General features: G+C 45.7%; 17 protein-coding genes. 13 read left to right on the forward strand and 4 right to left on the reverse strand.

Annotation, left to right across the window (positions count from 1 at the left end; all coding sequences use genetic code 11):
• Positions 1-62: 62 nt before the first annotated feature.
• From QP339_RS05850 to QP339_RS05860, 3 genes are read left to right on the forward strand one after another with little or no spacing between them, the layout of a single operon-like run.
• Positions 63-1733, forward strand: a complete 1671-nt coding sequence (locus QP339_RS05850) for an ABC transporter ATP-binding protein (RefSeq protein ID WP_284910780.1) — start codon at positions 63-65, stop codon at positions 1731-1733.
• Between the two features lie 15 nt (positions 1734-1748).
• Positions 1749-2462 carry an AzlC family ABC transporter permease gene (locus QP339_RS05855; RefSeq protein ID WP_070616855.1) on the forward strand — a complete coding sequence of 238 codons (714 nt, stop codon included), beginning with the start codon at positions 1749-1751 and terminating at the stop codon, positions 2460-2462.
• Complete coding sequence (locus tag QP339_RS05860) at positions 2459-2776, forward strand: AzlD domain-containing protein (RefSeq protein WP_284910781.1); 318 nt, start codon at positions 2459-2461, stop codon at positions 2774-2776. The genes QP339_RS05855 and QP339_RS05860 overlap by 4 nt, the downstream gene beginning before the upstream one ends.
• A 61-nt stretch (positions 2777-2837) precedes the next feature.
• On the opposite strand, the gene fni is transcribed toward QP339_RS05860, so the two are convergent.
• From fni to mvk, 4 genes are read right to left on the reverse strand one after another with little or no spacing between them, the layout of a single operon-like run.
• Positions 2838-3902 (reverse strand): type 2 isopentenyl-diphosphate Delta-isomerase, encoded by a 1065-nt coding sequence (fni, locus tag QP339_RS05865; RefSeq protein ID WP_284910782.1) that lies wholly within the window; start codon positions 3900-3902, stop codon positions 2838-2840.
• 22 nt (positions 3903-3924) lie between these two features.
• Positions 3925-5010 carry a phosphomevalonate kinase gene (locus QP339_RS05870; RefSeq protein ID WP_284910783.1) on the reverse strand — a complete coding sequence of 362 codons (1086 nt, stop codon included), beginning with the start codon at positions 5008-5010 and terminating at the stop codon, positions 3925-3927.
• A 28-nt stretch (positions 5011-5038) separates the two neighbouring features.
• Positions 5039-6028 (reverse strand): diphosphomevalonate decarboxylase, encoded by a 990-nt coding sequence (gene mvaD / locus QP339_RS05875; protein WP_284910784.1) that lies wholly within the window; start codon positions 6026-6028, stop codon positions 5039-5041.
• Between the two features lie 10 nt (positions 6029-6038).
• On the reverse strand, positions 6039-7001 hold the full coding sequence (gene mvk, locus QP339_RS05880) for a mevalonate kinase (RefSeq protein WP_284910785.1): 963 nt from the start codon (positions 6999-7001) through the stop codon (positions 6039-6041).
• Between the two features lie 215 nt (positions 7002-7216).
• Here mvk and guaA point away from each other — a divergent pair, with 215 nt between their 5' ends.
• From guaA to tsaA, 10 genes are all read left to right on the forward strand, one after another.
• Complete coding sequence (gene guaA, locus QP339_RS05885; protein WP_284910884.1) at positions 7217-8758, forward strand: glutamine-hydrolyzing GMP synthase; 1542 nt, start codon at positions 7217-7219, stop codon at positions 8756-8758.
• A 208-nt stretch (positions 8759-8966) separates the two neighbouring features.
• Positions 8967-10190, forward strand: coding sequence for a mechanosensitive ion channel (locus QP339_RS05890; RefSeq protein WP_284910786.1), 1224 nt, complete (start codon positions 8967-8969; stop codon positions 10188-10190).
• Between the two features lie 338 nt (positions 10191-10528).
• Positions 10529-12805, forward strand: coding sequence for a CAMP factor family pore-forming toxin (locus QP339_RS05895; RefSeq protein ID WP_284910787.1), 2277 nt, complete (start codon positions 10529-10531; stop codon positions 12803-12805).
• 194 nt (positions 12806-12999) lie between these two features.
• Positions 13000-13914 (forward strand): cysteine synthase A, encoded by a 915-nt coding sequence (gene cysK, locus QP339_RS05900; protein WP_284910788.1) that lies wholly within the window; start codon positions 13000-13002, stop codon positions 13912-13914.
• A complete protein-coding gene (gene epsC, locus QP339_RS05905; RefSeq protein ID WP_070616936.1) occupies positions 13904-14473 on the forward strand; it encodes a serine O-acetyltransferase EpsC in 570 nt (189 codons plus the stop codon). The genes cysK and epsC overlap by 11 nt, the downstream gene beginning before the upstream one ends.
• A gap of 391 nt (positions 14474-14864) precedes the next feature.
• Positions 14865-15776, forward strand: coding sequence for a magnesium transporter CorA family protein (locus QP339_RS05910; protein ID WP_284878563.1), 912 nt, complete (start codon positions 14865-14867; stop codon positions 15774-15776).
• Positions 15777-15957: 181 nt separating this feature from the next.
• Positions 15958-17271, forward strand: a complete 1314-nt coding sequence (lysA, locus tag QP339_RS05915; RefSeq protein ID WP_284910789.1) for a diaminopimelate decarboxylase — start codon at positions 15958-15960, stop codon at positions 17269-17271.
• A gap of 15 nt (positions 17272-17286) precedes the next feature.
• Complete coding sequence (locus QP339_RS05920; RefSeq protein WP_284910790.1) at positions 17287-18258, forward strand: diaminopimelate dehydrogenase; 972 nt, start codon at positions 17287-17289, stop codon at positions 18256-18258.
• 117 nt (positions 18259-18375) lie between these two features.
• Entirely contained in the window at positions 18376-19299 is a 924-nt protein-coding gene (locus tag QP339_RS05925) for a pseudouridine-5'-phosphate glycosidase (RefSeq protein ID WP_284910791.1), read from the forward strand.
• A gap of 61 nt (positions 19300-19360) precedes the next feature.
• Complete coding sequence (gene tsaA / locus QP339_RS05930; RefSeq protein ID WP_284910792.1) at positions 19361-20047, forward strand: tRNA (N6-threonylcarbamoyladenosine(37)-N6)-methyltransferase TrmO; 687 nt, start codon at positions 19361-19363, stop codon at positions 20045-20047.
• The last annotated feature ends 2 nt before the right edge of the window (positions 20048-20049 follow it).

Consider the following 20049-nt stretch of genomic DNA (forward strand, 5'->3'; position numbering starts at 1 on the left):
TTTAAATCACTGCTGGAGAGGAATAAGGCCTTGGCAGTATTTGGCGAAAGGAGTTGGCAAGGATGGGGGAAGCCTGGATTAAATTTAATAATTTTTCTTTTACTTATGCTGGGGCACAGTTTCCAGCCCTTAAAGACATTAACTTGACCATTGAAAAGGGAGAAAAGGTCCTTGTTTTGGGGGCAAATGGGTCAGGCAAGACAAGTTTTCTTAAGGCTTTGAACCAAGAATTAGGGACAGCGGCTAATCCTGGAAAGATCGAAGGCAGCGTGAGTTACTGTGACCATAACGTGGAAAGCTTTAAAGGGAAGGATATCGCTGACTTTATTTCAGAAGATTCAGCCGACCAAGAGCTAGTGGACCTAGCCCCTCAAGACGAAGGAGATTTTACCAAGCAAATTTGGTCTTTACTGGCTAAGGATTCCCAAGAACGTTCCTTCAATGATTTGTCTGCTGGCGAGCAAGACCTCTACCGGATGATGGACCATATCAAGGACCATAAGAAGGTCTATATCTTTGATGAGCCCCTGGCAAATTTGGCACCGAGAGCGGCGGGGCACTTTGTCGATGCCTTGGATGACTTCCATATGAAAACTCAGTCGACAATTGTGGTTGTTGAACGTCGTTTAGAACAGATGATGTACCGGCATATTGACCGCGTCCTGGTCTTACTAGGCGGCCGTCTGGTCTTCGATGGTTCTTTATCAGACTTACTCCACCATGCGATCCTAGCCAATCTTGATGTGCGGGAGCCCCTCTATGTGACAGCCATGCGCTATGCCGGCTATCCCCTCGACCAAGTCCATCATATCGCCCATGTCAACCATATATCTGGCCCTAAATTAAAAGACGTTATGGAAGACTGGGCCCTCTCTATTCCTAGTTTTCGTTATCAAGAATCGACGGAAGAACTTATCCGCTTGGAAGATGTTTCCTACCACTACAATCATAAAAACCATGCCCTTAAAAACCTTGATTTGAAGCTTTGTCAGGGGGAAATGCTTAGTGTAGTTGGCGCCAATGGAGCGGGGAAAACAACTCTCAGTCGGATTCTCAGTCAGTGCTTAGAAGCAGACCAAGGACAGGTCTTCTGGCATGGGCAGGAAGTAACCGCCGCTAACCGGCAAGAGGTTAAAAATAAGATTGCCTATCTGCCTCAGAATTTTAGGCCTTTGATTGTTGGGGCGACCCCATGGGAGCAATTGGAGAAGTTCTATGCCAACTATCAAGAAGCTGGCTGCCAGCTCTCACTAGATAAGGAAGCCCTCTTCAACCAGCTTCTTTCTGCAATTGGCTTTGACCATCTTAAGAATTATCCCTTGAAATTTTTAAGCTATGGCCAGCTCAAACACTTGGTTCTGGCTTGTGTGCTCTTGAAGGACCCCGAGCTCATTATTATTGATGAGCCGACGGAGGGCCAAGACTACAAGCATATGGTTGACTTTATGGGTAGCCTTTACCGGATCAATCAAGAAAAGGGAATTGCTGTGATTATGAACACCCATGATGTGGAAGTGCTCTTAGCCTATACCCGACGCTGTCTCGTGATGTCAGAAGGGGAAATCATTGCAGATACAGATCCTGTTTATGTGACCTCTAACGAGGATTTAGTCGACCAAGCAGCCTTGAGGGAAAGCTCTCTTTCTGTCTTTGCCAAGCGCATCGGCCTTGTGGATCCCTATACCTTTATCCGTAAATTTATGGACTATGACCGTGAAGTCCAACAAAGTTAGAGGAGGAGGGATTGTATGAACCATTACTTCAAGCAGGCTGTCCAACAGGCTTGGCCAGTTATCATTGCCTATATTCCTTTGTCCATCGCTTGTGGGGTCCTCTTAGCCAGTGCAGGTTTGTCTTACTGGCAGGTTGCTCTTAGCTCTCTTTTAATCTTTGGTGGGTCAGCACAATTTATGCTAGCTTCTTTGGTCCTAGCTGGGGCCTCAACTTGGGTGATTATCGGCTTAGTCTTACTGCTTAACTCCCGCCAGATGCTTCTGACCTCTTCCCTAGCTTCCTATTTACCTCAAGAAAAGACTTGGAAGTTAGCCTGGCTTAGTCAATTTACAGCTGACGAATCCTATGCCCTCAACGTTGTGAACTTCCAAGAAGCTGACCAGGGGCAAGGAGAGTGGACCTTCGACCAGGCCTTCTATCTTGCCCTGACCACCTATCTCACCTGGCTGTGTGGGACGGTTGCGGGGGCTATCTTGGGTCAGTTCTTTGCCTTCCCAACGGTTATCGTAAACTATGTGCTCATTGCCATGTTTATTGGCCTCTTGCTTCCTCAGATTAAGAGCCGCAAGACTTTCTCAATAACCCTCATCAGTCTAGCGATGAGTCTGGTCTTAAGGTTCTTGGCACCTTCGAGTCTAGTGATTGTCCTGGTGACGCTTTTAGCGAGCTACCTGGCTTATCGCATAGACCGGCATTTATTGGAAGAGAGAGGAGACCTGTCCTTATGAAGCTAACTTTTCTTATTCTAATCATCGGAGTCCTATCGGTTTTGATGCGGGTCATCCCGGGTGTTTTGACCCGTAAGGCTAACTTACCCTTGTCTATTCGCTTGGCTATGCCCTATGTACCGATTACACTATTTACAGCTATGATTACTTGTGATATTTTCTTCTGGGAGGAAGACTTTAGCTTGAATCCCTTGGTCAATCTCAAGCTCATCGCTTCGCTGCTTGCTATTATTGTGGCATATAGGACCAAAGACTTAATCAAAACGGTTTTAGCCGGGGTGCTTACGATTAGTTTACTTTATTTTATTTTTTAAGAAAATGCAGACCTTGGAGTCGACTTTGACTCTAAGGTCTGCATTTTTGCTTGTCTATGAATTAGAGGTCTCTCTGCTGTGAGCGTTGGGCTAAGGCCTGGACGTCAATACCCCGGACTTGGGCCCAGTGCCAAGGCCCAGCGCTGAGGACTAGGTCTAAATGTTTGAGATCTTGGCTGTTGCGGCAGTTAAGCAGGAGGTAGATCAGCTTCAGCTTGTCAGTGAATTCTTGGACATATTGCAGGCTGTCTGCTAGATCATGGTTGAGAACGAGCTGGAGGAAGTAGCCGCTCATACCGACTGCTTGGGCGCCTAGGCTCAGTGCCTTAACCATATCGAGGGGCTGACGTACCCCTCCCGAAGCTAGCAGGGTGAGGTCAGAGGGTGCCTGGCTGGCTTCTAAGAGACTGACCACGGTGCTTTGTCCCCAGTCAAAAAGTTCGGCAAAGTCTTGGTCAGGTCGTCTCTGGTTTTCGATTTGGGCAAAGTTAGTCCCACCTCGCCCACTAATATCGATGGTCGAGAAGCCTAATCGGTAGAGTTCATTAATGGTCTCTCGGCTCATGCCAAATCCCACTTCTTTAATGACGATGGGGACTTTTACCTGGTCTTTGATATCCAGCAAGTGGTCCCTGATCCTCCGAAAATCGCGATCGCCTTCGGGCATGACAATTTCCTGAGGGAGGTTTAGGTGGACTTGGAGGGCGTCTGCTTCTAGAATTTCAACGGCTTTTTTGGCGTCCTGGCCATTCCGGTCAGCTCCCACATTGGCTAAGATGAAGCCCTCCGGATATATCTCACGAATAATGCGAAAAGAAGCTTCTTGTTGAGGATCCTTGAGGGCAGCTGACAAAGATCCGCTAGCCATAGGGAGTTTGAGAGCCTGGGCTAATTGAGCTAATCGTCCATTAATTTCGCGGGCCCATTCGCTTCCCCCCGTCATAGCATTGATGTAGAAGGGGAGGGGGAAGTCTTGACCCAACCAGTGACTGGACAGGTCAATGTCTTCTTCTGACAGTTGACCGATACTGTTGTGGACGAAACGTACATGGTCAAAATCGCTGATCTTTTCTTCTTTATAGTTGGCAGCAGCTTCTCTGACATGGTCATCTTTCCGGTTAGTCATTGTAAATATCACCTCTATCTTTTTATATGGAATAGATATCTAAGGCTAAATGTTTCAAGCCACTTGTCTGAGCCTTTTCAAGGAAGGCCTGTCCACTGAAGCGATTGGGGGCGATAGCGATGGCACAGTCGCCTTGGCCGGCACCCGATACCTTGGCAGCTAGGCCAGCTTCTCTGGCTGAGTTGACAACCTCTTCTAAAGCCGGGCTGGCATAGAAGGAGCCCTGGCTCTGTAATTGGTCTTCAATCAGGTCTTGGTTAGCACTTAAGTGGCGGTTAAAGTTAGGGAAATCTCCCTTTTCTAAGTCTTGGGCAAGGGCTTCGACAAGTTCTTGAGACCGGTCCAAAAAGTCCTGGCTGAGCTGGGTCTGCTGGCGCTTAAGGAGCTTTTCAGTTGAGGCTTCCTGCCCCACCCAGAAGGCATAGAAGGCCCAATCATCGGGGAAGGCTAAGCTTTGGATAGTGAGGCCAGGCCAGTCGCTATCTAATAATTTGAGAACATCTTGTCCAGTTGTTTTCTTGGACCGGCGGAACCAGGTTCGGTCAAAATTTTGATAGAGGAGGAGGCCCCCATAACTTGCGGCAGCTAAGTCGCCGAATGAGCCTTTCATCTTTAAGCGAGACTCTGCAATGGCTGCTAGTTTAAAGACTTTGAGCCGGTCAGCGGCTGACGGACTTTCTGGGATGTCAGAGAAGGCTTGGAGGATCCCCCAGAGACAGGCTACCAGAACAGCCCCGCTAGAGCCTAGGCCATACTTGTGGCCTTCTTGATCATGGAGCTGGCTTTTTATGCGGAGCCGGTAGCTGCCAAGTTCGAGATCAGGATACTTAGCTTGCAAGTACTGTTCAGCCAGGCGAATGCCCTCCCAGATGAGGTCGAATTTATCGGCTCCTTGACTGGTGCTGACAATTTTACCAGCATTGGTTCTGGACCAAGTGAGCCTTTCAGCAGCTAGGTCGCTGAAGACTTCATTCTGGTCACTTGCTTCAATTTCTAACTTGAGAAAGGCATCGACAGCTGCAACAAGGGCCTTCTGCTGGCTTTTGGTCACGGCATATTCTCCTGCCCAGAATAATTTTCCAGGAACTTTAACATGACAAGTGTTCATAAACAAATCCTTTCTAATAAAAATGTTTTTAATAGGGCCAGTGGTCAAGGGCTTGGATACCAGGGCCTACCTGGCTTGTGATCACTTGGGCCTCTGGGAAGGCTTCTTCCATAGCCTGGGCAATATCTTGACTTTCAGAAGTCGGGCAGAGGACTTTGATATTAGGGCCTGCGTCCATGGTAAAGTAGGCTGTATAGCCTTGGTTACGTAGGCTTCTGACCTGGTCCATGGCCTCCAAACTAGCCGGTTCAAAGTAAGTAAAGGGCGGGTCAGAAGCGAGCATGGTCGCATGCATAGCCATAGCGTTGGCTTCCGCAATCTGTCCGATAGCTTTTAGGTCGCGGCGCTGGATAGCAGCCTCTATTTCTTTGAGATGTTTCTCGGCGAGACTGGGCCAAGCGGGATAGAAGGCAGAGGTCTCAATAGTATGGGCCATGCCTTGTCGAGAAGGGATTTTTTTGTGCTGGGTATTGAGGGCTAGGATAACCATGGCTACCCCCCAGTCAGCTGGATCCAGCGGGACGGCACGTGAGTTTTCATGGCGGTCTCCTTTTTCCCATTTGACAAAGCCTGGGAAGATGCTGCGGGTGGCTGAACCTGACCCTCGTCTAGCATAAGTTGATAGTTCTTGGTCGGTCAGGTCTAAGGTCAAAGCCTGGCGACAGGCGGCTGCTAGCGCTGCAAAGGCGGAAGCCGAACTGGCTAGGCCTGCGCCTGTTGGCACATGGTTGACACTCTCCACCCGGCAAGGCAGGTCAAGTTGGGCTAGGTCTCTGAAGAAGTCTAAAAAGCGGCTAATTTTAGCGACAGCCCCTTCAGCTTGTTCTTCCCCATTCAGACAGAAGCTATCTTGTTTTAACTCTTCTGAGAAGCAAACTTTGGTATCCGTATATAAGGCATCTAGGGTGAGGGAAAGGGAGCTATTCATGGGGATGAAGAGTTCACTATCCGCTTTTCCCCAATATTTAATCAGTGCAATATTTGTATGGGCACGCGCCATGCCTTGGTAAGTCGTCATAATATCCTCCTTAGCTCGGTTCCGGACTGGCTAGTGGGATAAGCCAGTAGTCAACAATCATTTCTTTAGCAACTAGGCTTTGGCCTAGGTCTTCTGCTTCTTTTTGTGTTGGCATGAGGGCAATAAAGCAGCCTCCCTTGCCTCCTCCCGTGAGCTTAGCGGCAGCAGCCCCATGGTCGAGGCAAGAGCGAATGCCCATATCTAGTTCGGGACTGGAAACTTGGAGGGTTTGGAGGTTGATTTGGGAAGCCTGCATACTTTGCGCAATAGCTTTTAAGCTAGTGGGAGCTTTTCCGCTTAAGTGCTGGTAGAGATCCTCGCTTGCTTGGCCGAGTTCTTCTAGAGCTGCTTTGGCGGCTAAGTGGCGGGATGGATGCTCGCTGTCCAGAGCTTGGCGAATGCCTGCCACCGCTTCCTTAGTATTTCCCGGAATCCCGGTATCAGCTACCAGCAAATAATAAGGTGTCTGGAAGTAAAAAACTTCCATACTTTGTCCTTTCTGGTAGGAGAGGGGGCGGTTTAAGACAGTTAAACGAGCATCTAGACCGCTGGGATTACCATGGCTAATCGTCTCTGCCAGGTCAGCATAAGCCAAGAGACTTTCCTGGTCTAAGCCCTCATTGTAAAAATCATAATAGGCTCGGATCAAGGCTACTGCAACAGCTGCGGAACTTCCCATACCGCGTTCGGCGGGAATATTACTGTCGATGCGGATCAAAAAATTAGCTCGGTCGCTGTGGTCTTCCTGTAGACTTTTCCAGAGTTGACGGAGGTTATCTAAATGACTAGGTGCCGCTGTTAGGGGCCCCTGGTAGAGTTCACTCATAAGAAAAGTCGGCTCAGAAGATTCTTCTAGGCTAACTTGGATGGTGACGGCTTCAATCGGTAGGGCGAGGGCACGATAGCCATAGACCACACTGTGCTCACCGCTTAGAATAATTTTACCGTGGGCTTTACCTATTCCTCTTTTCAATTTGTCTCACTTCCATTTCCATTCCTATCTATTGTACAATATTTGTAAGCAAAACACGAAGGGGAATGGTGAATCTCAATTGAATTCATCAAAATATTAAAAAAGATTTATTGCATCTTCGTGGCTAAACGTATACACTACATTATAATGAGACGCTTATGTATTGAGCTGTCCAGGAAATAAAGGAGAGTGGAAAAGTGGCAGTAAATGAAAGTATGAAAGCTGTAGAAAAAATTATTGTGCTCGACTACGGCAGTCAGTACAATCAGTTAATTACCCGTCGCATCCGTGAGTTTGGTGTGTATTCAGAACTACTATCCCATCGCTTGTCGGCAGAAGAGATCCAAGCAGAAAGTAATGTCAAAGGGATTATCTTATCTGGAGGACCTAATTCTGTTTATGCTGATGGAGCCTTTGATGTCGATGCTGGCATCTTTGACTTAGGTATTCCTATCCTCGGTATTTGTTACGGGATGCAATTGATTACCCAAAAACTGGGTGGCCGAGTTGAAGCTTCCGATAAGCGGGAATACGGCCAACAAGAAATGACCATCAAGAAAACAGATTCTAAAATCTTTGCTGGTTTAGAAGAGGAAGAGCAAGTATTGATGAGCCATGGAGACCGGATTGCTGAAATTCCTGAAGGCTTTGAAATTACTGGGGTTGCTCCCCATAGCCCAGCCGCTGCTTTTGAGAATGAAGCGGAAGAGATTTACGGTTTCCAATTCCACCCAGAGGTTCGCGCTTCTGTAAATGGTAACCAAATGTTACGTAACTTTGTCTTCAATATCTGCGGTGCTTCAGGGGATTGGTCTATGGAAGACTTTATTCAGATCAAGACAGCAGAAATTCAAGAACTTGTGGGCGATCGCAAGGTGCTCTTGGGACTTTCTGGCGGTGTTGATTCATCCGTAGTGGGTGTGCTTCTCCAACGGGCTATTGGCGACCAGCTTGTCTGCATCTTTGTGGACCATGGGCTCCTGCGTAAGGGTGAAGCTGACCAAGTGATGGAAACTTTAGGTGGCAAATTTGGCTTAAACATCATTAAAGCGGATGCTGCAGACCGCTTCCTTGGCAAATTAGCTGGAGTTGAAGACCCTGAAAGAAAACGTAAGATTATCGGTAATGAATTTATTGAAGTTTTTAACGACGAAGCGACCAAGCTCAATGGGGTAGACTTCCTTGCCCAAGGGACCCTCTATACCGATGTCATTGAATCAGGGACAGAAACCGCTCAAACAATTAAATCCCACCACAATGTTGGTGGCTTGCCAGAAGATATGAGCTTTGAATTAATTGAGCCGCTGAATACCCTCTTCAAGGATGAAGTCCGTGCTTTAGGGACAGCCTTAGGTATGCCAGATCCAATTGTTTGGCGCCAACCCTTCCCAGGTCCTGGTCTAGCCATCCGTGTAATTGGAGAAGTTACGGAAGAAAAATTACATATTGTGCGTGAATCCGATGCTATTTTACGTGAAGAAATTGCTAAGAATGGTTTGGAACGCGATGTTTGGCAATACTTTACGGTATTGCCAGGCTTCAAATCCGTTGGCGTCATGGGCGACCAGCGAACCTATGAATATACGATTGGTATCCGGGCTATCACATCTATTGATGGGATGACAGCCGAATGGTCCCGTTTACCGCATAAACTCTTAGATACCATCAGCCGTCGGATTGTCAATGAAGTCTCCGGGATCAACCGCGTCGTCTATGATATCACCAGTAAGCCACCATCGACCATCGAATGGGAATAAGAATTTAGAACCATTAACGAGTTGATCAGTTTAAAAAATCATTATTCACCAAAGATCAGCTAGAGGGTGCTATACCCTATTAGCTGATCTTTTTTCTCTGCCTATATAGATTGGATAAATAATAGATATAAAAAAGAAGCGCTTTCGTTTTAAAACTTTCTTAATAATTGTTATACTAAAACTATCATAAGAATAGGAGGAATAAGAAATGGATGCTATAAATGCTTTTTTAGAGCCGATTCTCTCGGCGATTCCTAATATTTTAGGAACGGTTTTACTCTTACTGGTCGCTTGGATTATCGCTGTGATTGTTCGTAAGTTAACCTTCAAGGGGCTGGAAGCTATCCACGCTGACCAACGCTTCTTAAGCTGGGGAGTAGCCCAGGATGAAGGGGATGCTAGGGGCTTGCTCCAGACGATTGCCAAGGTCGCTTACTTTTTAGTTTTTGTCTTTTTCCTGCCTGCCATCTTACAAGGCTTGAATATTGGAGGGGTCATGGAACCAATCACTAATATGTTTGATAAGTTCTTTGCCTTCATCCCTAATATCATTGGTTCGATTCTGATCTTAGTATTAGCTTTCTACTTCTGCGGTTTTGTCCGCGATATTGTACAAAATCTCTTAGAGCGGGTCAATATTGACGGTAAGTTGGCAGGGCTTCTGCAGACTGATCCTGAAGAAGGGCAGACCCGCAGCAAGGGCCAACAAGTGGCTAAGGGTCTAGCTATGCTGGTTTATGTCTTACTCTTTATCCCCTTATTGACGGCTGCGCTAGAGGTTTTAGGGATTGAATCGATTGCGAAACCAATCGTTAACCTACTCAATACCATGTTGGCTGCTATTCCGAATATCTTAGTTGCCCTGGTCCTTGTGAGTGTAGGTGCTCTACTTGCCAAGTTGATCGGAGACTTAGTGGAAAACTTACTGAGTGCGGCTAATATTGACCGTTTCACCAAGTATCTTAATGTTAAGGAAGATGCCCATTCCCTTCAGCTTAGTGCTATTTTAGGGCATGCAGTAAAGGCTGTTATTGGTATTTTCTTCTTAGTTCAAGCCCTAAATGTCTTACAGCTTGATGTTCTCTCACAGATCGGCCAAGCGGTGATTGCCTACTTGCCTTTAGTTCTGTCTGCTATTGCTATCCTTTGTCTGGGCGTCATTGGTGGGAACTTGTTGGCTAATTTTCTTAGAGAATCGACAGGGTCTAAATTTTTAGCTAATACTGTTCAATACGCTTTGGTCATCTTAGCTATCTTTATGGCCTTAGATCAATTACAATTCGCCGCTTCTATTGTTAATATTGGCTTCATGTTAATTGTGGGCGGGGCCTCGGTTGCCTTTGCACTGGCCTTCGGTTTAGGGGGACGCGATTTTGCCCGCAAGCAATTGGAACGTCTCGACTACAAAATCAACCAAAAAGATGAAAAGTAAATGACAAATGAAGAAGAGTGCGGTGCACACAAGTTGTGCACCGGCTTTTTTTATAAAAATAATACATTAATTGTTCGATATTTAGTTCCTGACCATGTACAAAAAATACAATAGTGTCTTCCTATAAGATTATGAAAGCTTGATATTAAAGCTTTCTTTAATAATTTTTAAAATAATTTTTGCCAAAAGGGTGACAAAAGCATTTTAAGGGCATAGACTATAGATAAGAAATGATACATAAATTGTTTCTTTTTTTGTTTTATATCATCCTTGTAAGCGCTTAGGGTGATTGCTGGTGTTGTCACTTAGTTTATCGTGAATTTAGGAGGAAGATGAAGATGAATAAATCTAAAGCTCATTCACATACTATGTTAAGTCGTAAGGTAAGTTTGGGTGCCGCATCTTTGGCATTCGGTATCGGTTTACTCTTTGCTTCACAAGAGGCTGTGTTAGCAGCTGAAGTTGACCAAGCTGGCGCAGGACAAGCGGACGTGGAATCAAGCGTTGAAGTTGAGCCTGCTGAAACTGTTAACCCCGTTGTTCCTGAAAAAGAGCAAAGCATTGAAGCAGAAGCAAAAGCTGAAACAGCTCTATCAGAAGAAGAGCTTAAAGCTCTGGAAGCAGAATTAGCTGAAATGGTACCTGAAAATCCTGTAGAAGAAAAGGTATCTGAAGCTCCTGTTTCAGACCAAGCTCCAGCAGCTCCTGCTGAAGCAGTTGAAAAAGAAGACGCAGCTCGTCCTGAAGCTCCAGCCAAGGAAGCTACAGATTCAGTAGAAGAAAATAAAGTTAGTGAAAAAGCTGACAGCAAAGACGCTGACAAAGAAACAAACAAGGAATCAAAAGCAGAAAGTAAAGATGGCAGTGAAGAAGCTGCAAAAAGTGAAAAAGAAACAGTAGACGTTGACGAAGCGCCTGCAGAAGAAGAGGCTATTAATTTTGCTGCATTAGAAAATTTCGCTAAGGAAAATCCTGAAGGTTTCAATAAAGTTCTATCTGTTGCTATTGCTGTGTCAGTTCAAGACGAAGACCGTGCGGCTAGTGAAGACGTTCTGAAGACCTTAGGGGAAGTTCTCGTAGATAATAAATTAGATCACGAACTTCTAGAAGAACTTTCTAAATTTGTGATCCGTTACGGCGAATTAGGTCCAGATGAAAGTGAAGTTCACCATATTGTGGAAGGCCAACCAAGTGTTAGCCGGGCTTCTGGCTTCTCCTTCTATGCAGCTGGTGAAGACAAACCTGCCTTTAGCTTTGAAGATTTTGAGAAATTAGTGGGCAAGGTAACTGGGACAACAGATAGTGTCCTTAGCCTATTAGAAAACTTACAAAAAGGGGAACGGCCTGCTGCTGGTATCGGGGCGATCATGGATTCGATCCTACCTGTTAACTTAAACTTCACTAAGATCGGTGAATTAATCCAACGTATCGCTGAACTTAAGGCCGAAGCTGTTCGTCAAGATGTTTATCTTTCAACAGAAGTAGTCGGTGCCATTGCTGAATTAATTCCTTCTGAAGTGACTTTCAATGGGACACCTGTGAACTATGTTTTAGATAAGTTAGGGCAAATGGCTATGGATATCGGCCGTAGCGTTGCAGACGGTATGGTTGTTAGCTACCACCCAGGCAGCTTCTATAACCCAAACACCTTCCGTTTACGCGCTCGCGTCTTGCGCAAGGGTGCCGAATTAATTAAAACAGCTACGACAGAATGGCGGATGAAGCCACAAATCGTTCACTCAAAAGCTGGTTTAGAAATTACCCATGCCTTTATGTCTGTTGTTGATCCTTTCTCAACCGCAGAACGTTTGACTAAGCGTTTAAATGAATTAGAAGCCTTAGAAGTCTTCGGCAATGCTTACCGGAATATCACCCCTAAAGATATTGCTACGACTTATATCAAGGAAAAATTGGACAAGGCTATCTGGGACACCCGCTTCAAACGTGACGAATACATTCTTTCTAAAGTACCATTTGAAGTTTACCACAAGCTAAACAAGGCCATTACACGAGCTGTTGGAGTTCAATTATACTCAGAAACGCGCGTTTATCAAATTGACGACGCGGTTGCTGAACTTGAGGCAGCTTATGGGGAAGCCGTTTCTTACTTAGAAAGCATCCCAGCTGACCAACAAATCGCTCCAAATGCCCTTAAACGCGAATTGAAAGACCTTATTTGGAACACCCGCTTGGAACGCGATGGGTCATTCTTAGCTAATGTCCCAACTGAAGTTTACACGGCACTCAATGCAACATTAACTAAGGCTGTTGGCCTACAATTAGACCTTCATGCTAAAACAGTCGATGTTCAAGCCGTTATGGGTGAAATTAAGACGCAAGTAAATGAGGCTCGTGAAATTGCACAAGCTACCTTAAATGCCCGTGCTTCTAAAGAAAGAAAACATGAACTTCGTGACTTGATCCGTGAAGTTCGGAGCATCCGCGATAGCGAATTGCTCGGCAAGGTTTCTTTCAATGCCTACAATAATTTAAATAAAGTGATCACCAAGGCTGTAGGAACTCGCCTCAGCTTGAAGGCCAGCAACGCTGAAGTTGATGAAGCAGCTAATGCCCTTCGTCAAGCCCTCGTTGCAGCCCGAGCTGAACTCGCATAATTGATCCGCTTCCAACTAGCAGACCGCTCTCCTAGAATCGGTCTGCTAGTTTTTTGTTTATTTGTGGCGATTAGGGGCGTTCGGAAAAAAAATCATAACAAGATTTGAGGGCTTTTGCCTTGACCTGATGGAAGATTCCATCTACAATAAGGACAACTAACAAAAAATAAGTTAATCTTAATGAGGTGACCTAAATGATTTATAATAATGTATCTGAAGCAATCGGCCATACTCCTGTCATTAAATTAGATCAAACGTCAGAAGATGCCGCTAGTATCTATGTTAAACTCGAATCCCGTAACCCAGGTGGTTCTGTCAAGGACCGTCCGGTTAAGTATATTTTACAGAGCTTGATTGATAGCGGGGAAATCGAAGAAGGCGGGGCCATTGTCGAATCGACTTCTGGTAATACTGGGATTGCTCTAGCCATGTTAGGCGCGGCTTTAAAACTGCGTGTGATTATCGTTATGCCTGAAACCATGAGTATCGAACGTCGCAATCTGATGAAAGCTTATGGTGCTGAACTTATCCTCACTCCTGGTGCTGAAGGGATGAAGGGAGCCGGGGCCAAGGCCGAAGAGATTGCTAAAGAAATTGGTGCTCCTGTTTTTGGACAATTTGTACGTGAAGCCAATGTCCAAGCCCATGTGGAAACAACAGCCCGTGAAATCCTAGAAGATTTGCCAGAGATTGATGGCTTCGTAGCTGGGATCGGTACAGGAGGGACTGTAACGGGTGTTGGCCGTGTGCTTAAAGAAGAGAAGGCGGATGCTAAAGTCTGGGGGGTTGAACCTGAAGCGTCACCACTCCTTACTGAAGGGACGGCAGGCTCTCACAAGATTCAAGGCTTGGGGGCTAACTTTATTCCTAAGATCCTTGACCAATCTGTGATCGATTATATTGATAAAGTGTCTAATGAAGACGCTATTGCAGGGGCTGTTGAATTAGCACATAAATATGGTATTTTAGCTGGCTTCTCTTCCGGGGCTAACTATGTATCTGCCCAGCGTTTAGCTAAAGAATTAGGTCCTGACCACCATGTGTTGACTGTCCTACCAGATACAGGTGAACGTTACTTATCATCTGGAGCTTATAGCAATGAAGACTAAGGATCTGGACGAGACGCGCTGGATAGAACTCGCTCAATATATTTATAAGGAAGACCCAGCGGCGACATCTTGGCAAGAGGTTTATGAGCTCTATCCCGGCATCCGAGCCCTGCGTGACCATGCCCTGGCCCACGCCCTCTACCTAGAAGGGGAACAATTTGAAGCCCGTCGCCTGTCTGAAAAAAGCAAACGGGAAACAGGCATTGAAATTCATCCTGGGGCAGAGATAGGTGATAATCTATTTATCGACCACGGCATGGGTATTGTCATCGGGGAAACTGCTCAGATCGGTAACCAGGTTAAAATCTATCATGGCGTAACTCTGGGTGGGACCGGTAAAGAAAAAGGACGTAAGCGCCATCCAACAATTAAGGACTATGTGGAAATTGGAACAGGTGCAACTATTCTAGGTAATGTAACGGTCGGCCACCATAGCAAAGTAGGGGCTGGCGCAGTTGTTCTAGAAGACGTCCCACCTTATGCAACAGCAGTAGGAGCTCCCGCTCGCATCATCCTCCACGATAAAAATTGGAACCGAATTGGCGAATACGAAATTTAACAAGGATGTGAGCAGTTGCGTTCAGACTTGAATGACTGGAATCCAAACGGAAAAGAGCGGCTTTAGCCGGTCGTTCCGATTGGGTGAAGTCACTTCAAGACTGCAACTGCGAACCCAACTAACAAGGGTATGAGAGGATGCGGGAGAAAGGAAGCTCTGGAGTAAAAGGATAGAGAAGGCTATAGGCCTTCGACGGACTTTTACGAAGAGGAGCCCTTTCTGCATCCTCGAACCTGGTTACAGGGGGCTAGCAAGAGCGTTGACTTCTCGCCTTTCCCCCTAAATAAATAGACTTAACAAGCGGAGCTAGCTACGTCCTGGCTCCGCTTTTATTAATCGATGTTATCAGTAGGTGGATATGCTATAATCAAGTAAGTAAAGGAGGCTATCTATGATTGGTAAAGTAATATTTGGACCGAAAAAGGCTAATACTTGGGTGAATATCCAGGTTGAATCTCCCAAGGTCCTACAAAAACACCTTGTCACTTATGGAATCGATGCGGAAATGGCGGCCTATGCCCTAGACCGCAATGAAAGGGCTCGGGTAGAATACGACGATGACCATGATTGTTTGCTTCTCATTTATAATGCGCCCAAACGCCGTCTGTCTAATAGTTTTAACGAGACTTTTCCAGTAACTTTCTTTATTAAGGATCAACGAATTATTACTATTTCTAATGAAGAAAACCAATATATTATAGATGGCATGCGGGAAATTTTAGCGGCAGAGAAGAATTATTCCATTCATTCTTTCTTATTTGAGTGTCTCTACTTTATCACCACCTCCTACTTCCCTATTGTTGAATCCATGGTCCAAGAGCGTAACCGTTTGACTAAGGAATTGCGGGAGCGGACGACTAAGGATAATTTGCTGGCCTTATCTGACGTTGAAACAGGGACTGCATACTTTCTGACTTCTGCTAAGCAAAACGTCTTACTTCTTGAACAATTCCGTCTTGGTCGAGTCGTTAGGGGCTTAACGGACGATGAAGTGGATGAACTAGAAGACGTTCAAATCGAAGCCAAGCAGCTGGTCGAAATGACCGAGCTTTCTTCACAGATCTTGGAACAACTGGGCTCGACTTTTAATAATGTCTTAAATAATAATTTGAACGAAACCATGCGGGTACTGACTGTCCTATCCATTATTCTTACTATACCTACTATTGTAACGGGCTTTTTTGGGATGAATATGCCCTTGCCAGGAGTTGATTCGCCACTGAGCTGGATAGGAACGATTGTATTCAGTATAGTTATTGGTATTATCGTTCATCTTTTGATCAAGTTTTATTTTAAGGATTAGCATGGTGCTAGTCCTTTTATTATTCAACTTATGAATAAATGATAAAACATAATTTTTACATATGAAAATGATCTTATATCGGTATTGTCAGATGCTAACTTTGCCGTCCTAAGAATTGACAAGCTAGGAAATAATTGATAATCTTTTAACATTAGAAAATAATAAGAGGGGGAATGTCTGAGTGGATTTAACGGGCACAATGGAAGAAAAAAACAATGAATTGTTTATTGGTGGAATAGGGGTTAAAACACTAAAAGAAAAATATGGCACACCTCTTCAAATTATTGATCAGAAGGCCTTAAAGGAGAAGATTTCTTGCTTTAAGGATAATTTCCAGGTAGATGGACTGGACTGTCGAGTGGTCTACGCTTCAAAGGCCTTTTTGAATAAGTATATGGTCCAATTAGTCAAAAGTTTAGGACTCCATATCGATGCGGTGAGTGGGGGCGAACTCTATACGATTCTCGCCTCTGGTATGCCGGCTGAGCGGATCTATTTCCACGGCAATAATAAGCTAGCTAGTGAGATCCGTGAGGCACTGGAAGCGGGCGTGGGGACCTATGTGGTGGATTCTATTGCCGACTACCACCACCTTAGAGAGGTCGCAGTAGAAGCTGGTCAAAGGATCCGCCTCCTGCTCCGGGTCAATCCAGGCATTGCGGCAGAAACCCACCAGTACATCCAAACCACCACGGAAGATTCTAAGTTTGGGATGTCAATGACGGATTCTAGAATCGAAGGCCTAATCCAGAATATGCTGGCTGATCCCCAGGTTGATTTGGCGGGATTCCACTGCCATATTGGCTCTCAAGTTCTCAAGGAAAACTTCTTCTTTGAAGAAGCTGAAAGTGTCATCTCTTTTGCTAAGAAAATGTCTGAAAATTACGGGATGAAGGTCCAGGAGTTGAATCTGGGTGGCGGCTTCGGTGTCTACTATGCTGAAGGTGATCAGCCTTTTGACTATGCAAGTTTCTTAACCGACTATGCTAAATATATTAAGGAAGAAGCTGCTAAGCAAGGCTTAAGCGAGCTTCAAGTGATGAGTATTGAGCCGGGACGTTCCTTGATCAATGCCAGCGGATCAACCCTTTATACTGTCGGTCAAGTCAAAGTGACAAAAGCAGGTCTGCCCTTTATCTTTGTGGATGGTGGGATGTCCGATAATATCCGACCTGCCCTTTACCAAGCAGAGTATGAAGCAGTACTAGCCAATCGCTTAAAAGATCCTGTCCAAGCGACCTACCGGGTAGGCGGTAAGTTATGTGAGAGCGGGGACGTCCTCTTGAAGGCAGCAGCTCTGCCCAAAGCGGAAGCTGGCGACTTGCTCTTAATGCCTAATACGGGAGCCTATACCTATAGTATGAGTTCTAACTATAACCGGATGGGACGGCCCGCAGTGGTTTTTCTGGAAGATGCTAAGGATCGCTTGGCGGTTAAACGGGAGACTTATGCCGATATGATGCGGAATGATCTCAGCTATGAAATGGATGAATAGAAAGTAGTGATAAAAATGGCAAAAGTTGGAATTGTAGGCTATGGAAATTTAGGACGTGGTGTTGAAGCAGTCCTTAAGTCAGCCTCAGATTTAGAATTAGTAGGTATTTTTAGCCGGCGCGACCCAGCACAATTGGACACCGAAAGCCCCGCTTATGCCTTAGCTGATATCAATCAATTTGTTGATAAGATTGATGTCTTGATCCTCTGCGGCGGTTCGCGCTCTGATATACCGGAGCAGGGGCCAGCCCTAGCTGCTAAATTTAATACCGTCGATGCCTATGATAACCATGCGGAAATCCCTGCGTATTTTGACCAAATGGACCAGGTAGCCAAGGAGAATAAAACTGTCGCTGTGATTTCTACAGGTTGGGACCCTGGGCTCTTCTCCTTAAACCGTTTACTCGGTGAGGCCATCCTCCCTGAAGGCAATACCTATACTTTCTGGGGTAAGGGGGTCAGCCAGGGCCATTCTGATGCGGTACGCCGGGTGGAAGGCGTCAAGGATGCTGTCCAATACACTATCCCTAACCAAGCCCTCATTGAAGACCTCCATGCTGGGAAAAGCATTGACTACAAGCAAGGCACAGCCCACAGTCGTTTAGTCTATGCAGTCTTAGAAGAAGGTGCTGATGCTGACCAAGTAAAAGAAGAAATTGTCAACATGCCAGACTACTTTGCGCCTTATGACCAAGTGGACGTTCATTTTATCAGCCAAGAAGAATTAGACCGTGACCACTCAGGGATTCCACACGGAGGGACGGTTATCCGCCAGGGACAAACGAGTCCTGAACATAAGCAGGTCTATGACTTTACCCTCAAACTAGACTCCAATCCAGAATTTACGGCGGCTGTTAACGTGGCCTACGCTCGGGCTGCAGCTCGCTTAGCCAAAGAGGGGCAATATGGGGCCAAGACCGTCTTCGATATTGCACCTGCCTATCTTTCAGCTAAAGATGGTCAGACCCTGCGCCAAGAGCTCTTATAATCCCAGATAAAAGTTGGAAAACTTGCCCTTATCCTTATCAGATGAAGGAATTATAATGGTTTTTGCTAGAAAAATATGTTATTCTAAAGCTGATAATACTTGGAAAGAGGCGTATATATGAAAGAGACTTATCTATCAATTAGTCCTGAAGTGAAAGAAGCACAAGCTGCAGGGAAGCCAGTTGTGGCTCTCGAATCGACGATTATTTCCCACGGCATGCCTTACCCACAAAATGTGGAAATGGCTAAGCAAGTGGAACAAATTATCCGTGACCACGGAGCTACCCCAGCTACCGTTGCGATTATGGATGGTAAGATCAAAATTGGCTTGACTGAAGAAGACTTGGAACGTCTTGCTAGTGAAAAAGACGTGGCTAAAGTTTCTCGCCGGGATATGGCAGAAGTTATTGCCAAGGGCGGTCTCGGTGCCACAACCGTAACTACTACTATGATTGGGGCCCACATGGCAGGCATCGATGTCTTTGTGACAGGCGGTCTCGGTGGGGTTCACCGTGGTTATAATGAACATATGGATGTTTCCGCTGACCTGGAAGAACTTGGCCAAACGCCTGTAACTGTTGTTTGTGCTGGGGCTAAGGCCATCTTGGACCTGCCAAGAACCTTGGAATATCTTGAAACAAAAGGTGTGCCAGTGGTTGGCTACCAAACAGATAAACTACCCGCTTTCTTCTCTTCAAGCTCTGATTATGAGCTCAACACACGGGCTGATTCTCCTGAAGCAATTGCCCGTATGATGAAGATCTCACGTGATCTTGAATTGGGGCAAGGGATGTTGGTAACTAACCCAATTAAGAAGGAAGACGAAATTCCTCACGAAGAAATTGACCAAATTATTGACCAAGCCATTCGTGAAGCGGATGAAGCTGGTGTTAAAGGAAAGGATACCACGCCATTCTTACTAGCTAAGATTGTTGAATTAACAGATGGACGAAGCTTAGATGCCAATATTAAATTGGTTTATAACAATGCGGTTCTAGGTGCCCAAATTGCGGTTGCCTATAATGAAATTGCAAATTCATAAGCCATCACATAAGGGCTGGGCATTGAGGCCCAGCCCTTTTTCCAAGTAAAGGAGCATCAGAATGGAAATTCAACCAATCGCTTACATCTACACAGCTTTCAAAGAGAAATTTGGAACCCCCCGACAGAGCTCCTTGGCGACTGATTTGGAGGCCCGGATTGAATTTACCCCAACTTACCGGCAGAAGGACTATATTCGCGGCATTGAGGACTTTGATTATCTCTGGCTCATTTGGGGCTTTTCTCAAGTGGCAGCTGAGCAGACCAAAGCAACGGTGCGTCCACCTAGACTCGGTGGCAACCAGCGCTTGGGTGTCTTTGCGACGAGATCTCCCTTTCGCCCTAACCGTCTAGGCTTGTCTTCTGTGCGCTTGGACCGGATCGAGTGGACTCAAGACAAGGGGCCCGTTCTCTATGTCAAAGGGGTGGATATGGTGTCTGAAACACCGGTATACGATATTAAACCTTACTCAGTTGAAGCAGATTCGCATAGTCAAGCTGCCTCGGGTTTCGTCGACCAAGCAAGTTTTGAGCGCTTAGATGTCAATTTTCCGCTAGCCGAATTAGAAAAGATTCCTGAAGATAAGCGACCGGGTGCCTACCAGGCCTTAGCCTTGGATCCTCGGCCAGCTTACCAGCAACATAAAGAGAAGCGCTACGGCATGCGTTATTATGAACAGAATATTATTTTTACAGTCGCAGATGGCAAGTTACAAGTGATCGAAGTACAAGAATTACCTGAACGTTAAGA

Source organism: Aerococcus sp. UMB7834, assembly GCF_030215145.1.
Lineage (GTDB): Bacteria > Bacillota > Bacilli > Lactobacillales > Aerococcaceae > Aerococcus.